This is a genomic window from Acinetobacter soli (genome assembly GCF_018139125.1).
In the GTDB taxonomy this organism is placed as follows: Bacteria; Pseudomonadota; Gammaproteobacteria; order Pseudomonadales; family Moraxellaceae; genus Acinetobacter; species Acinetobacter soli.
This window is the reverse complement of the sequence record NZ_CP073241.1, coordinates 1,144,936-1,159,368: the sequence shown is the minus strand read 5'-3', so window position 1 is coordinate 1,159,368 and position 14,433 is coordinate 1,144,936. Positions and strand designations below refer to the sequence as shown.

The 14,433-nt window shown below is 42.6% G+C and carries 14 protein-coding genes; 5 read left to right on the top strand and 9 right to left on the bottom strand.

What is annotated here, in order from left to right:
- Positions 1–2 precede the first annotated feature (2 nt).
- Genes KCV09_RS05255 through KCV09_RS05240 form a run of 4 tightly spaced genes read left to right on the top strand, consistent with a single transcriptional unit; the run spans position 3 to position 4,426 of the window.
- Positions 3–1,202, top strand: coding sequence for an SAM-dependent methyltransferase (locus KCV09_RS05255; RefSeq protein ID WP_025094690.1), 1,200 nt, complete (start codon positions 3–5; stop codon positions 1,200–1,202).
- A gap of 29 nt (positions 1,203–1,231) precedes the next feature.
- Positions 1,232–2,011 carry a DUF1295 domain-containing protein gene (locus KCV09_RS05250; RefSeq protein WP_104124947.1) on the top strand — a complete coding sequence of 260 codons (780 nt, stop codon included), beginning with the start codon at positions 1,232–1,234 and terminating at the stop codon, positions 2,009–2,011.
- Positions 2,012–2,019: 8 nt separating this feature from the next.
- Complete coding sequence (locus tag KCV09_RS05245; protein WP_004937999.1) at positions 2,020–3,069, top strand: SAM-dependent methyltransferase; 1,050 nt, start codon at positions 2,020–2,022, stop codon at positions 3,067–3,069.
- Between the two features lie 31 nt (positions 3,070–3,100).
- On the top strand, positions 3,101–4,426 hold the full coding sequence (locus KCV09_RS05240) for a sensor histidine kinase (RefSeq protein ID WP_048766054.1): 1,326 nt from the start codon (positions 3,101–3,103) through the stop codon (positions 4,424–4,426).
- Here KCV09_RS05240 and KCV09_RS05235 read toward each other — a convergent pair.
- The 4 genes from KCV09_RS05235 to KCV09_RS05220 all read right to left on the bottom strand — a co-directional run bounded on the left by KCV09_RS05235 (position 4,423) and on the right by KCV09_RS05220 (position 6,861).
- The gene (locus KCV09_RS05235) at positions 4,423–5,118 is read right to left on the bottom strand and encodes a response regulator transcription factor (protein ID WP_025094687.1); all 696 of its coding nucleotides are present in this window, start codon (positions 5,116–5,118) and stop codon (positions 4,423–4,425) included. The genes KCV09_RS05240 and KCV09_RS05235 overlap by 4 nt on opposite strands.
- Positions 5,119–5,135: 17 nt before the next feature.
- Positions 5,136–5,639 carry a chalcone isomerase family protein gene (locus KCV09_RS05230; protein WP_004937992.1) on the bottom strand — a complete coding sequence of 168 codons (504 nt, stop codon included), beginning with the start codon at positions 5,637–5,639 and terminating at the stop codon, positions 5,136–5,138.
- The gene (locus KCV09_RS05225) at positions 5,612–6,181 is read right to left on the bottom strand and encodes a nuclear transport factor 2 family protein (RefSeq protein WP_025094686.1); all 570 of its coding nucleotides are present in this window, start codon (positions 6,179–6,181) and stop codon (positions 5,612–5,614) included. Before KCV09_RS05225 ends, KCV09_RS05230 begins: the two co-directional genes overlap by 28 nt.
- A gap of 131 nt (positions 6,182–6,312) precedes the next feature.
- Positions 6,313–6,861 carry a GNAT family N-acetyltransferase gene (locus KCV09_RS05220; RefSeq protein ID WP_212515649.1) on the bottom strand — a complete coding sequence of 183 codons (549 nt, stop codon included), beginning with the start codon at positions 6,859–6,861 and terminating at the stop codon, positions 6,313–6,315.
- A 263-nt stretch (positions 6,862–7,124) separates the two neighbouring features.
- Here KCV09_RS05220 and KCV09_RS05215 point away from each other — a divergent pair, with 263 nt between their 5' ends.
- Complete coding sequence (locus KCV09_RS05215) at positions 7,125–7,358, top strand: hypothetical protein (protein WP_004937983.1); 234 nt, start codon at positions 7,125–7,127, stop codon at positions 7,356–7,358.
- 37 nt (positions 7,359–7,395) lie between these two features.
- On the opposite strand, the gene KCV09_RS05210 is transcribed toward KCV09_RS05215, so the two are convergent.
- From KCV09_RS05210 to putA, 5 genes are all read right to left on the bottom strand, one after another.
- The gene (locus KCV09_RS05210; RefSeq protein ID WP_004937982.1) at positions 7,396–8,196 is read right to left on the bottom strand and encodes an undecaprenyl-diphosphate phosphatase; all 801 of its coding nucleotides are present in this window, start codon (positions 8,194–8,196) and stop codon (positions 7,396–7,398) included.
- 279 nt (positions 8,197–8,475) lie between these two features.
- The gene (locus KCV09_RS05205; RefSeq protein ID WP_151796588.1) at positions 8,476–8,694 is read right to left on the bottom strand and encodes a hypothetical protein; all 219 of its coding nucleotides are present in this window, start codon (positions 8,692–8,694) and stop codon (positions 8,476–8,478) included.
- Positions 8,695–8,879: 185 nt separating this feature from the next.
- Positions 8,880–9,107 carry a hypothetical protein gene (locus KCV09_RS05200; protein WP_004937974.1) on the bottom strand — a complete coding sequence of 76 codons (228 nt, stop codon included), beginning with the start codon at positions 9,105–9,107 and terminating at the stop codon, positions 8,880–8,882.
- Between the two features lie 251 nt (positions 9,108–9,358).
- Positions 9,359–10,444 carry a tRNA (uridine(54)-C5)-methyltransferase TrmA gene (trmA, locus tag KCV09_RS05195; protein WP_151815677.1) on the bottom strand — a complete coding sequence of 362 codons (1,086 nt, stop codon included), beginning with the start codon at positions 10,442–10,444 and terminating at the stop codon, positions 9,359–9,361.
- A gap of 186 nt (positions 10,445–10,630) precedes the next feature.
- Complete coding sequence (gene putA, locus KCV09_RS05190) at positions 10,631–14,398, bottom strand: trifunctional transcriptional regulator/proline dehydrogenase/L-glutamate gamma-semialdehyde dehydrogenase (protein WP_151815678.1); 3,768 nt, start codon at positions 14,396–14,398, stop codon at positions 10,631–10,633.
- Positions 14,399–14,433 lie beyond the last annotated feature (35 nt).

The window sequence follows — 14,433 nt, the reverse complement described above, 5'->3', positions numbered from 1 at the left end:
CCATGATTAAGACATTTCTTTACGGTGAACAAGATACATTACCGCTGATTTTAAGAGGGCTTCTTAAAATACAGCACGGTCAGATTACTTTTCGCGGTGTGTGGAACGGAACTGTGGGTGAGCCCTCAGATCTTCATGCCACCATTGAGGTGCATAATCCGGCACTGATTGAACTGATATTTAAAAATGGCGTACTTGGTGCCGCCGAAGGTTATATTCGCGGTGACTGGACCACCGACCACTTGGTCGAGCTCATTCAGATTTTATCGCGTAACCGACATGTACTCGATAAAATCAATCAAAACGTGGTGGCACAAGCAAGCCAAAGCTTATTAAAACTCTGGTACAAATCACGACAAAATTCAATCACGGGTAGTCGTAAAAATATTGCCGAGCATTATGATCTAAGCAACGACTTCTTTAAGCTATTTCTCGATGACTCGATGATGTACTCAAGTGCGGTATTTACCGATGAGCACATGACGCTTGAAGCGGCATCTGATTTGAAAAAAGAGCAGATTTGCCAAAAACTCCAGCTTAAACCGCTCGATCATCTGGTCGAAATTGGAAGCGGTTGGGGGGGCTTTGCAATTTACGCCGCTCAAAATTATGGTTGTAAAGTCACCACGATTACCATTTCACAAGCGCAATATGATGAAGCAGTGGCACGCGTTGAAGCGGCTGGTTTAAGCCATCGAGTTGATGTGCAGCTTAAAGATTATCGTCTTCTTGAAGGCAAATTCGACAAACTGGTTTCAATTGAAATGATCGAGGCGGTGGGCGAGCAGTATCTGCCAACTTATTTTAACCAGTGCCGCAATCTTCTTAAACCGCATGGTCTGGCCCTGATTCAAGCAATTACCATTGAAGATGCACGCTATGAAAAAGCCATTAATACAGTTGATTTCATTAAGCGGTATATCTTCCCGGGCAGTTTTATTCCGTCTATCAGCGTCATGACTTTGGCAGCATCAACCCAAAAACTGCGTCTGAAACAGCTCGATGATATTGGTTTAAGCTATGCCCAAACCATTCATCATTGGCGAGCACGCTTTTTAGCAGCTAAAGCAGACGTACTGGCACTTGGTTTCGATGAAAGCTTCATTCGTATGTGGGATTTTTACCTCTGTTACTGCGAAGGGGGCTTCAGAGAAGGCGTCATTAGCGATGTGCATATGCTATTTGAAGCCAGTCCATATTGAGATCGATCTGGAAATGAAGGAGATCAGTGATGCTATGGAATCTGGTTATTCTAGATGTTGCGATCATGTTGGTATGCTGGCTGGTTGCAACCTTCAATCGTCGCGTGGGAATTGTTGATGTCGCATGGAGTTTTTGTATTGCGATCAATATCTTACTTTCGGCCTGGTTGATTGATACCGCACCACTTGCTATTCGTTTATTTATTGGTGTGTTAAGCGGTGCATGGTTTTTACGCCTGTTTCAGCATTTGTTTCGGCGTTATCTTGCCGAGACTGAAGAAGACACACGCTATGCCAATATGCGCAGAGCCATGGGCAAGTTCCAGCATGTCGGCTTCTTACTTTTTTTCTTGTTTCAGGCAGGTTTAGTACTGCTATTTTTCGCTCCAATGTGGGTGTTGCTCAATCAGCCTACTTCCGCCTGGTCAGGCTTTATGTTGCCCGCGATGTTGGTTGCCGCGCTTGTCATGCTGGTTGCTTTTGCCGGAGAAAGCATCGCAGATCAGCAGCTTTACCGTTTCAAGCAAGACAAGGCTAATCGTGGCAAAACAATGGATCAGGGTTTATGGCGATACTCTCGGCATCCCAACTACTTTTTTGAATGGTTGCATTGGTTTGCTTACCCGATTTTAGGCTTGGCAGTGGGCGTATACGTGCTGTGGATTTATCCACTGCTGATGTGGTTATTTTTGTATTACATCACAGGTATTCCGTTTAGTGAGCAACAAGCGTTAAAGAACCGTGGTCAAAATTATCGTGACTATCAGCAACGAACTTCAATGTTTATTCCTAGAAAACCAAAACAATAGGTCAATATATGGATTTTATCATTCAACAATCGCTCAAACTGGTCGAGAGTGGTCTTGTACCCGATCAGGCCATTCGTGCGGCTATTCGTGCGCTCAGTAAAAAACGTTTGATTCAGGAAGGTCGTTATGATCCTGAACAGGCCGCCCAGCGTTATATGGATGTGCTGAATACCCTCAAGCATAGTGAAATTGCCATTGAAACCGACAAAGCCAATGAGCAGCACTACGAACTACCGACCGAATTTTTTCAGGCCGCATTGGGCAAGCGTTTAAAATACAGCGCATGTTACTTCCCAACTGCCAAAACCACCCTAGACGAAGCCGAAGAGTTTGCTTTACAGATATACTGTGAACGCGCTCAGCTTAAGGATGGTCAGCAGATTTTAGAGCTGGGCTGTGGCTGGGGTTCTTTTACACTCTGGATGGCAGAGCGTTACCCAAATGCCTCAATCAAGGGCGTGTCTAATTCGGCGACACAACGTCAACACATCTTGGCTCAAGCGAAACAGCGTGGACTCAATAATATTGAAATCCTGACCTGTGATGTGAATGTACTTGAACTTGAAAAAGGGCAGTTTGATCGCGTGGTATCGGTCGAAATGTTTGAGCATGTGCGTAATTACCAGCGTTTATTTGAAAAAATTCAAACATGGCTGAAAGATGATGGCTTATTATGGTGTCATATTTTCTGTCATCGATTCTTGCATTACCCATTTGAAATTAAGAACGAATATGACTGGATGTCGAAATACTTCTTTACTGGTGGTCTGATGCCGTCGGTCTCGACATTCTTACATTTTCAGGATCATTTAGAGCTCAGCCAGCAGTGGCAGTGGTCAGGTGAGCACTATGAGCGTACTGCCAATGCATGGCTTGAAAACATGGATGCGCATGAAACTGAACTCAAACCGTTGTTTGAAAAAATTTATGCACAAGATGCAGATGCATGGTGGCAGCGCTGGCGCATATTCTTTATGGCCTGTGCCGAGCTGTTTGGATTTGACCAAGGTCAAGAGTGGGTCGTTGGGCATTACTTATTTAAAAAGAAGGCTGCCTAACACACAAATTGGCTGTTATTGAGTTGTAAATATGTTGAAGTTCTACCGCAACGACCATTCCAATCATCCCGTGGCTGATGTGTTTAATCGATACTATTGGCTACAGATTGTTTTGATTGCAATGTCGATTGTGGTGGGCTTGGCATGCAGCGCATGGGTCATTAAAGGCTCTTTATTAAAAACTGCCCTTGAGCAGGAGATGGAGCATTACTGGATTCGCGTTCAGCGTAACCCGAATGCGAATTTACCCGATACCAAAAACTTGTATGGCTATCGATGGCTCACCAATAACCCACCGCCACGGTTCAAATCTTATACCTTCAAGCCTGGTGTAAACCGGATGTTTATTGATGGTAAAGATCGTATGACAGTTTATGGTGAGAAAAATGGTCAGCATGTCTTGCTCGTTTTTGGTGAAAGCAACGTCAATAAATTGATCTGGCTATTTGGTCTTGCACCACTCATGTTTAGCTTATCTGTTTTATACAGCTTTTTGTGGTGGTCAAACCGGCGGGCAAAGCGCTATTTTTCTCCTATTACACGATTGGCCAATGCGCTTGAACAAATCGATTGGGCGCATCAAACCGAGCAATCGCCATTTGCCCAAATCAGTACCAATGGTAATTTAGAAGCAGAATACCTTAAGCAGGCGCTAGAAAAGTACCATCAAGTTTTGACCGAATTTATCCGCCGAGAGCGCGAGTTTACAGGGGATGTAAGCCACGAGCTGCGCACACCGCTGACAATCTTAAAGGGGAATTTACAGTTATGCCAAGTTAAGTTTGGCCAAGACAAATCCTTGCTGCGTATGCACAATACCATTGAGGACATGCAGCTTTTGGTCGATACACTTTTGGCAATAGCGCGAAATACCACCAGTAATCTAAATACTGAACATCATTATTTGTCTAAAATCGTCGATGATCTAGTGATGGATCTGGCCGATATGAGTCAAGTCAAAGGCATTGATATTGAAATTCAGTACGAAGAAGCCGAGCAAAAGCGCTGGCTATATCCTTCCATGACCAAAATGGTGCTCAGTAATATCTTGCGTAACGCTTTAAATTATTCGCAAGGTACCCAGATCGATATAATCTTGCAAAAAAACAGCCTTATTATTGCCGATAATGGAATTGGATTGGATTTACCCAACGATGCCAAAGTGCAAGAGCTCAATGAATCTCAGTTGAAGCTCGATGTAAAAGGGCATGGAATTGGTTTACAACTGGTGCAAAAACTGTGTAAACAGCTCAACTGGCGAGTAGAGCTGTTCGACCGTCAATATTATCTTTTAACCCATCCAGAACTAATGCTACAAAATACTACAGGTTTGATTGTTGTGGTTTATCTTTGTTAAGAGGCGCTTTGTTCAATCGCAATCTTTAAACCCACTCCCGAAACGGTGTGTAATAGTTTTTGTTCAAAGGGTTTATCAATCATTTTTCTTAGATTATAAATATGGCTTCTGAGTGCATCGCTCTCAGGCTCTTCTTCACCCCATAATTCCATAATCAGTTCTTGCTTGGTCACTACTTTAGGTGATTGACGCATTAACGTTTTCAGTAATTTAAACTGAATCGGTGGTAGTTCTATTGAATGACCATTTCGTATAACACGCTGGGTAGATGTGTCTAATACAAGATCGTGTATTTTGATTTGGCTATTAGACACCTCGCCAGAAGCACGCTTAATGAGAGCACGAATGCGGGCAACCAGTTCGTTGAAGTCAAATGGCTTGATCAAGTAGTCGTCTGCACCAGCAGAAAACCCCTGAAGTTTATCTTCAACAGTATCACGCGCTGTGAGCATGAGTACAGGTAAATCCAGTCCTTGATCGTTTCGTACCCAGTCACAAAGCTGGTAGCCTGTACCGTCTGGTAAGTTCACGTCTAATAAAAGCAAATGAAAAGGCTGTGACTTTAAGAAGTTTTTGGCAGCGTCAAGGTTACGCGCATGGTCAACCACGTAACCATGCGCCTCTAAAAACTCACAAACCGTTGCAGCCAGCTCAAAATGATCTTCGACCATGAGTATAAAATGATGGCTCATAAGATGAAGCGAATCCATTAATTGAGAAGTTGTTGTTTTAACTTAGCATTAAATGGCGCTGCACCAAACCAAATTTTAAAATAATCATTGGCATGCGGATCGGTAATTGAACCAAGCGGTTTATTGTTTAAAACCAGATCCAGTTTCTGATTTTGCATTTGATAGCCAATGCTATACAAATCTCCCGATTTTACTGGCCGATAGAGCGCGGTAATCTGGTTCAAAGGGGATTTACTGCTAAAGCCAGAAATATTTTTTTCCAGAAAATGTGTGGCCGCTTTTTTAAATGCCCATTCTGGAATGTCACGGGTGTAGTAGAAGTCAAGCCGAATATCCTGCGTATTCCATGCCTTGGCACAATCTTGCGCATAGTAGCTGACTTTACCGACATTTTTGAGCGTCACCACAATTGGTGCTGTACTGCATTTTTTTAATTCGCTGGCCGATGCTGTTTGTGTCATCCATAATGATGACACGCCCAACACACTACCAATTACGATTTTTTGAATGGTAGTACCCATTTGTAAGCTCCTCCAAATACAGGTAATGAACGGAATAAGCCGTTAGCAGGGTCCCAGAAATCTTGCTGGAAAATAATCTGTTGTTGCGGATTCACTTTAATTTCGCTGATACCGTAGGAGTCCATAGTTTTGGTACTACCGAACATCTTGAAGTCATAAGCCATGTGCCAGTGAATATATGCGGAGTCTTCATGATGGGTCGCACTGATGAGTTTTACGGTCACGTTGCTCACGCGTTTATTCATGCCTTCAAAATGCTTCACCAATTCTTGCTTATTGGAAAACTGAGATAAAGTATCGTTGATGTAAAGCTGATCGGCATATAGATTACTGGCATTTTTCACAAATGACGGTGTACCGAGGGTATTAAAGGCACCCACAAATCGCTGGCCGATGTCCATAGCTTTTTGATCATCCATCACTACACCATTCACTTGCTCACGCGCTTTAGTGTAATCACTGGTATATGCTGGCATGCTTTTACAGGCACTCAGACTCAAAATCGTAATGGCCGAGACGGCAAGTGTCGTGATTCTTTTCATCATTGGGTTCACCCTTGATTTATCTTTATCAACCAAAGGTAGGTGAAAAGGTGTGAACTGGGCGTGAAATTTATACGTCAGATCGTGATCAAACGTATAGCTTGCGTTATTAAATATTAAGTTAAAAAACGTTAAACATCATCATATGGTTCAACTGGCGTTTCTAGCGTGAGCTGATAAAACGCGGCATCGAGCCAGCGTCCAAATTTAAATCCCGCTTGGGTGATAGTGCCCGAATAACGAAATCCGAGTTTTTCATGCAATTTAATACTGGCTACATTGGTTGCATCAATACATCCGACCATCACGTGCACATCAGCGGCTTTCGCTCGTTCGATTAGCGCTTGCATCAACACGGTGCTCAAGCCTTGGCCACGAAAATCTTTGTGAATATAAACGCTGTGTTCGACAGTATATTTATAAGCCGGAAATGCCCGAAATGTGCCAAAGCTTGCAAAGCCCATCAATTGACCTTGCGCATTGACTGCGCCGATGACAGGAAATTGATGTGTACGTTTGGTTTTAAACCATTGCACCATACTTTCTTGCGTGCGGGGTTTGTAGTCGTACAATGCAGTTGAATGCACAATCGCATCATTGAGAATATCCAGAATCTCAGTTGAATGTTGTTGTTCCGTACAATCCACAAGACGCAATCCTTCAACAGATGGCTTCGACATCAAAAATTATCCTTATTGACAGGCACGATAGCGCTTTATTGCAGAACAAATCGCGCTAGGAGAAAAAGCTGCAAAAGAGTAGCAGAAAATCAGCAAAATACCAAAATGAGATAAAGATGTAGTTATAAGGCGCAACAGGTTAAATCAACAAATCAAATAAACGGCTTTCATCGAATTGTTTTAAATTGTCATCACGCTATGAACCATTTTCAATTTAGTACAGAATACAAAAGAAAAGGAGTGAAAAAAATGGGTAAATCTGAATGAAAACAACAGTCAAATATGTAGTACTTAAAGGGGACGATTATCAGCTTGGAACCCCTTTACATGAAGAGCAGCTCGATGCGCCAGCAGATTTTTTTGACAAAATCCCTGATCAGTTAACATTAAATCAGCGCAATTTTCGTTTGAAGTATAAAGAGTTGAATCGCAAATATTCGCATTATGATGAAATTGAAGAGGCGCAGCACATTGTAGTGAAGCTGATCGCAATTTAAAAAAAAAGCTCAGAGCATACTCTGAGCTTTTTTATATTTAAAACATCACCAGCATGATGATGGCACCGAGTGCAATCCGGTACCAAGCAAATACGCGTAAAGTATGCTTCTCAACAAATCGAACCAGTGCTCTGACCACAAACAATGCAGAAATGAAAGCTGCAACAAATCCAAGCCCGATATTGAGCATATTGTCTGATGTTAAAATACTGGCATTACGCATGAGGTCATAGGTGGCTGCACCCAGCATGGTTGGCATGGCCAAGAAGAACGAAAATTCGGTCGCTGCTTTACGAGATAAACCTGAAAGCATACCACCAATAATCGTTGCACCTGAACGAGATGTGCCTGGAATCATGGCAATACACTGCACAAAACCCACAATGATGGCTTGCTTGAAAGTAATGCGTGTGGCTTCGGTAGTAGATGGCTTAAAGTCACGAGACTCAACCCAGAAAATAATGAGTCCTCCTACAATCAGCGCCACCGCCACAACCATTGGGCTAAACAACACCGATTTAATGAAATCGACGGCCAATACGCCAATAATCACCGCGGGGAAAAAAGCAATCAGAACGCTAAACGTAAAATGTCGTGCTTCTGCATCACCGCTAAAAAAGCCTTTCACCAAATCGATAATTTTTTTTCTGTACAGCCAGCACACCGCGAGAATGGCACCTAACTGGATCACGACTTCAAATGCTCGACCGCTATCGGAATGAAAGTCAATTAAATGACCAAATAAGATTAAATGTCCTGTACTCGAAATCGGTAAAAATTCTGTTAATCCTTCGATAAAACCTAAAAATAACGCTTTAAAAGCTTCAAGATTTCCCATGAAATATTGTACTCATCTCTAAAATCGTTGAGTGGAAGATGTTTTTTAGAATAAAAACGTACCTTATCTTAAAGTAAACAATTCCTTGATCAATAAAAAAGATAAAATAATTTGAATTTGATAATGAGAATTGTTTGCGTTTATTGTTTTTTTGTTATATGATGATTTCCGAAGAGTTCGAGAAGGCTCTTCAATAAAACAATAATAATCATCACTACCAGAGGTAGTATTACAGCGTGATCCTCAAAACCCATAGCCAGTGCTATGGGTTTTTTTATTTTAATGTTGTTTAGATGCAGCTTGCATTTGCTGCTTCAGATACAAGTCGACATAATACTTCTCGACATAATCATCGGCATATTGATTTGCGACACAGCGTGTCTGTGTTTTTTCTACTTTTTTTACTGCTACTGTTGGATCTACTTGTTGCACAACCCACCATTCGCGATCAATTCTGCGTACAGAAAAAAGTTCTTTCTGGTATTTACGTTTAGCCATTAAAGATCCATAAACATGAACAAAGTGAGTGATTTCTACGTGACCCTGCGCATGAAGTCAAGTCGACTTTGATGAGCTTGTATATTTTAAAATCATTAAACAAACGCCTAGAAAACAAAAAAGCTGACATCTGTTTAGATATCAGCTTTTTTGGATCATGCAATCAATTTACACAGGTAAAATGGCTATTGCACTGGACGATGATTTATTTCATTCAACTCTTTACGGCTGTAACCGCGAGACACCAAAACCTTTTTAATTCCTTTGATGATATCTTCATCAGTTGCTTTTGCCAAAGCAGCAACGAGCTGCTCGTTTGTTTTGCAAGAACAATCGTTTTCAACACAAGCAATTTGGTTTTTATGCTCGTTATTGATCTCATCTGATGAGAACAGTTTATGCCAAAAACTCATAGAGCCTTCATAATCAACTTAACATAGCTCGAAATATAGCCAAATTAAATAAAAATACAAGATGACCAAAGTGATAAAAGCAACAATCAAACTCTAAATTTTCCGATGATAAATTTAAAATTTAACGAAATTATGACAAGGCTAGGGGCTTGATCTTTGATTTAATTTGATTTTTAACTATAAAAAATGATTAAAGAAGAATAGGTTACATCTATAACCTATTCATTATTCTTTACAATGCAATAAATTGTTTAAATTCTTTCGAGTAATACACCCGATTCAACATGATGGGTAAACGGGAATTGATCAAATAAAGCGAAGCGGCTAATTCGATGTGTTTGAGTCAGGGTTTTTAAGTTGTCGTATAAGGTATCCGGGTTACACGAGATATATAAAATACGCTCAAAACCTTGCAGAAGTTTAAGAGTCTCATCATCAATTCCGGCGCGTGGTGGATCGACAAAAACCGTATCAAATTGATAGCCATCAAGCTCAATTTGCGCTTCTTGTAGGCGTCTGAAACTACGTTCACCGCGATAGGCTTCAGTAAACTCTTCGGCCGAAAGTCGGGCAATTTGGATGTTATTAATCTGGTTTTGTGCAATGTTCCACTGCGCAGCATAAACAGAACTTTTTGCAAGCTCAGTGGCCAACACACGATTGAAATGTAATGAAAGCGGCAAGGTAAAATTACCGTTTCCGCAATAAAGTTCAAGCAAATCCTGATTTTCACCCTGAATGGTATCGCAGGCCCAAGTGAGCATCTTTTGACAAACAATGGCATTTGGCTGGGTAAAGCTACTTTCGATTTGTTTGTATTTAAAAGTGCGGCCATGAACCTGTAATTGCTCTACCACATAGTCATCACCAATAATGACTTTCTGACCACGGCTACGTCCCATGATCTTGATATTGAGTTGATCTGCCAGTGCTTTGGCCGCAGCTTCCCAGTCAGCGTCTAGTTTACGATGATAAATCAGCGTAACCAGCATTTCACCACTCAGTGTCGCCAAAAAATCGACTTCAAAAATACGCTGTGATAGCACAGCATTCGCCTTAAGCTCTGCCAGTAAAACAGGCATGAGTGCATTAATGCTTTGATCAGCAATTGGAAACGTATCAACACGTACCACAGCTTTATTTTTGCCTTCGTCTGCGCGTTCAAACATGGCATAGAACAAATCATTTTCGGTATGCCAGATACGAAACTCGGCACGCATACGAAAATTTTGCTCTGGCGAGTCAAATACTTCCAATGTTGGCGCATTAAATTCCTGAAATTGGCGGGTGATTCGTTCAATTTTATCTTGAAGCTGTTGCTGATACGTTTGAGACATAAATATGAAAAATAACAAGAATCGTCAAAGCGCAAATAGTAGCAAAAAAAGCAACTATCAGGGAGAAAACTTATCATGGCTTTAAGCACAGCCATAATATTTTTAATGCGCTCAATGTAAAAAAGCACGCCATGTTTCTCACTTGGCGTGCTTTTTGTGAAAAGACCTTTATTTTGAAATAATCATCTATTCTGAAATGGTCATTAAGCTGGCATTACCTCCAGCAGCAGCCGTGTTAATACTGATTGCATGTTCAATCAATAGTCGCTCAAGTGGGATACGGACACTTGAATCTTGCATATGCGTAATACCTACAATAGCTCCTTGACGTGCTGCAACTTGTGTTTGCAATTTTTCCAGTTGATCGGCAGTACCATGATGCAAGACAGCATCGAAATCCCCATGCTCGACATGACCAATTTCAATAATTGCCTGACGAATCGCCTGAGGCAATTTTGAAGCATAACTTTGCATAAAACTGTGACCTTGCAAAATGGCCACTTCGCTTTGTACTGCAAAAATCGCGAGCATTTGATGCACGACATCGACATGATTCGTTGCAACTGTCAAAACACGCTTGCGCGGTAGCATCATATAGCGGTTGGTTTCGCCAGTCGGGCCTTGCAGATCAAACGCGTGACCTACGCTAACTGTATCAATTGCAGGGAAGTTCGCTTCAGGTAAATGCTGTTTAGCCCAACTCAGCAGCTCATTAAACAGTTTTGGACGTTCAGCGCGAATATGATGGTCTGGCTGCACACCAAAAGGCACACTTAAGCTTTTTTCTGAACAGCTATTCATTAAGCGGTATACATAAAGCGGACCACCGGCTTTAGGCCCAGTACCCGATAAGCCTTCTCCGCCAAAAGGTTGTACCCCCACCACAGCACCTACGATATTACGGTTGATGTATAGGTTGCCGACTTCTGCATGTTCCACCACGGTATTGATTGTTTCATCAATTCGAGTGTGCAGTCCCATGGTTAAACCATAGCCCTTGGCGTTGATCCGCTCAAGTAAAGCCTGAATTTCGCCATGCTTATAGGTAATGACGTGTAATACCGGACCAAATACTTCGCGTTCTAAATCATCGAGATTTGGAAGTTCAATTAGGGTTGGCAGTACGAACGTTCCGTTTTGTAGCACCAATTGGCTTTTGGCATCTTGGTTTAAAGCAAGCTGATGAACCGGATAGCCTTTACTGCGCATTTTTTGGATATGCTGATCGATGGTTTGTTTGGCTTCACCATCAATCACAGGGCCAATATCCGTTTTTAAAATAAACGGATTACCCACCAAAAGTTGTTGCATCGCACCTTTGAGCATGTCAATTAACACTTTAGCGTTGTCTTCTTGCACACATAAAATACGAAGTGCAGAGCAGCGCTGGCCGGCGCTGTCAAATGCCGAGTTGACGACATCTAGCACCACCTGTTCGGTTAAGGCCGATGAATCGACAATCATCGCATTTTGACCACCCGTTTCCGCAATCAGTGGAATAGGCTCGCCAGTCGGTGAAACGCGTTTGGCAACTGTCTTTTGCAAAATTTTCGCGACTTCGGTCGAACCGGTAAACATGATGCCCTGAACACGATCATCTGAACTAAGCTTAGCACCAACCGTTTCACCACGCCCTGGCAATAGTTGCAGCACAGCACGTGGAACACCCGCTTCATGCAAGATGCGCACTGCTTCAGCAGCAATTAAAGGCGTTTGCTCGGCAGGTTTTGCAATGACACAGTTACCAGCCACCAAGGCAGCTGCAATCTGACCTGAAAAAATTGCTAAAGGGAAGTTCCAAGGGCTAATACAGAGCACTGTGCCAAGTGGGCGAATCGTTGTAGATTCATGGATGCTCTCAATCTGGGTCGCGTAGTAACGTAGAAAATCGACGGCTTCACGTACCTCGGCAATCGCATTGGCATACGTCTTACCGGCTTCACGACATAAAAGGATCATGAGCGCCTGCATGCGGTCTTCCATTAAGTCTGCTGCACGCTTTAATGCTGCTGCGCGTTCACTTTTATGGGTGCCTGACCAACCGATTTGTGCTTGTATTGCTGCCTGTAAAGCAATCTCAACATGTGTTTCAGTTGCTTCTTGTACATAACCGACCAAGTCTGCATGAACAGCAGGGTTTAAAATGGCCTGTGGTGTAATATCAAACTCATGCGATGCATCTGCAAGCAAGGGCTGACTGTTCCACACCTGATGCTGCAATGCCTGTGCCGTTTCATTTAAGGCAATCAGGCTGCTGTCATCGGCAAGATCAAAGCCTTTCGAATTCTGACGTGCATCGCCATATAATGCATGTGGCAGTGCAATAGCAGGATGTTTGAGACCAATGTGTTGTTCACGCTTGGCAGTGGCATGAATTTCATCAAATGGTGATTGAATCAATGCTTCGATTTTTAGGTTTTGATCGGCAATACGGTTAACAAAAGAGGTATTGGCACCATTCTCGAGCAAGCGGCGTACCAAGTAGGCGAGTAAGGTTTCATGGTTACCCACTGGTGCATAAATACGACATGGAATACCGAGTTTATTGTCGCTACGCGAACCTACGACTTGCTCGTATAGCGGCTCTCCCATGCCATGTAAGCATTGGAACTCATACTGACCTGCATAATACTTGCTCGGGTCTGCCAGATGGTAAATAGTGGCTAATGACTGTGCATTGTGTGTTGCAAATTGCGGATAAATATAGGCTGGTGCGTCCAGCAATTTTTTGGCACACGCAATATATGATAAATCGGTGTGAACCTTACGTGTAAATACAGGGTAGTCGCTCATCCCGTCGATTTGGGCTTTTTTGATTTCGCTGTCCCAATAAGCACCTTTTACCAAACGAATCATCAGACGTTTCTGGCTACGTTTGGCCAGATCAATCACGTAATCGACCACGTAGAAACAACGTTTTTGGTAAGCCTGAATGACAAACCCAATACCTTTCCAGCCTGCAAGTTCTGGCTCAAAGCACAATCGTTCTAAAAGTTCGAGTGAGATTTCAAGACGATCGGCTTCTTCTGCATCAATGTTGAGTCCAATGTCATAGCGTTTCGCCAGTTGTGCCAGTTCAAAGACTTTTCCATAAAGCTCATCATGTACACGTGCAATTTGAGCACGTTGATAACGAGGGTGCAGTGCAGATAACTTAATCGAAATTCCTGGACCATCATACACGCCCTTACCTTGAGCGGCTTTGCCGATCGCATGAATGGCTTGTGTGTAATCGTTAAAATAACGTGAAGCATCATGATCGGTGAGAGCAGCTTCGCCCAGCATGTCGTATGAATAGCGAAAGCCTTTGTGTTCAAGCGGTTTAGCATGATTCAGTGCTTCTTCAATGGTTTCACCAGTCACGAACTGTTCGCCCATCATGCGCATCGCCACGTCAACTGCTTTACGGATGACACCACGACCACTGCGAGCAATGATCGAGGTGAGCAAGCCCGATAAACTCCCTTGTTTAGGCGTTTCCATCAGTTTACCGGTCAGCATTAAGCCCCAAGCTGCTGCATTGACAAACATCAGGCTACTTTGGCCCACATGGTCTTTCCAGTTGCCTTGATTGATTTTGTCACGAATCAGTAAGTCGCGTGTTGCTTTATCAGGAATACGTAAAAGTGCTTCTGCCAAGCACATGAGTGCAATTCCTTCTTGCGAGGACAGCGAAAATTCCTGCAATAAACCCTGCACAATGCCTGCCTTACCAGCAGAACTCTTACGCTCACGTAATGAGTTGGCCAGATTAAACGCAACTTCATGAATCTGATGATTCAATTCATCTGAAATTGTCGCGGCATTCAATAAGGTTTCGACGACTTCTGGTTCTGCACGGCGCCAAGCACTGTTAATTCGTTCTTCCAGCTCGGTTTTTTGTTTAAATTCCGTGATGTAACCAAAGTTAGGTTGTGCTTCATGCATTTTCGGGTTGCTGTCCATCATGTTCATGTCAAATTCCAATGACGATCTCTTAAGGATATTGT

Bases quoted from the DNA above. Each gene is read 5' to 3' on its own strand.
- KCV09_RS05240 (WP_048766054.1), top strand. From the start codon at position 3,101: ATGTTGAAGTTCTACCGCAACGACCATTCCAATCATCCCGTGGCTGAT.
- KCV09_RS05220 (WP_212515649.1), bottom strand. From the start codon at position 6,861: ATGTCGAAGCCATCTGTTGAAGGATTGCGTCTTGTGGATTGTACGGAA.
- KCV09_RS05250 (WP_104124947.1), top strand. From the start codon at position 1,232: ATGCTATGGAATCTGGTTATTCTAGATGTTGCGATCATGTTGGTATGC.
- trmA (WP_151815677.1), bottom strand. From the start codon at position 10,444: ATGTCTCAAACGTATCAGCAACAGCTTCAAGATAAAATTGAACGAATC.
- KCV09_RS05255 (WP_025094690.1), top strand. From the start codon at position 3: ATGATTAAGACATTTCTTTACGGTGAACAAGATACATTACCGCTGATT.
- KCV09_RS05205 (WP_151796588.1), bottom strand. From the start codon at position 8,694: ATGGCTAAACGTAAATACCAGAAAGAACTTTTTTCTGTACGCAGAATT.
- KCV09_RS05225 (WP_025094686.1), bottom strand. From the start codon at position 6,181: ATGAAAAGAATCACGACACTTGCCGTCTCGGCCATTACGATTTTGAGT.
- KCV09_RS05200 (WP_004937974.1), bottom strand. From the start codon at position 9,107: ATGAGTTTTTGGCATAAACTGTTCTCATCAGATGAGATCAATAACGAG.
- KCV09_RS05230 (WP_004937992.1), bottom strand. From the start codon at position 5,639: ATGGGTACTACCATTCAAAAAATCGTAATTGGTAGTGTGTTGGGCGTG.
- putA (WP_151815678.1), bottom strand. From the start codon at position 14,398: ATGAACATGATGGACAGCAACCCGAAAATGCATGAAGCACAACCTAAC.
- KCV09_RS05210 (WP_004937982.1), bottom strand. From the start codon at position 8,196: ATGGGAAATCTTGAAGCTTTTAAAGCGTTATTTTTAGGTTTTATCGAA.
- KCV09_RS05235 (WP_025094687.1), bottom strand. From the start codon at position 5,118: ATGAGCCATCATTTTATACTCATGGTCGAAGATCATTTTGAGCTGGCT.
- KCV09_RS05215 (WP_004937983.1), top strand. From the start codon at position 7,125: ATGAAAACAACAGTCAAATATGTAGTACTTAAAGGGGACGATTATCAG.
- KCV09_RS05245 (WP_004937999.1), top strand. From the start codon at position 2,020: ATGGATTTTATCATTCAACAATCGCTCAAACTGGTCGAGAGTGGTCTT.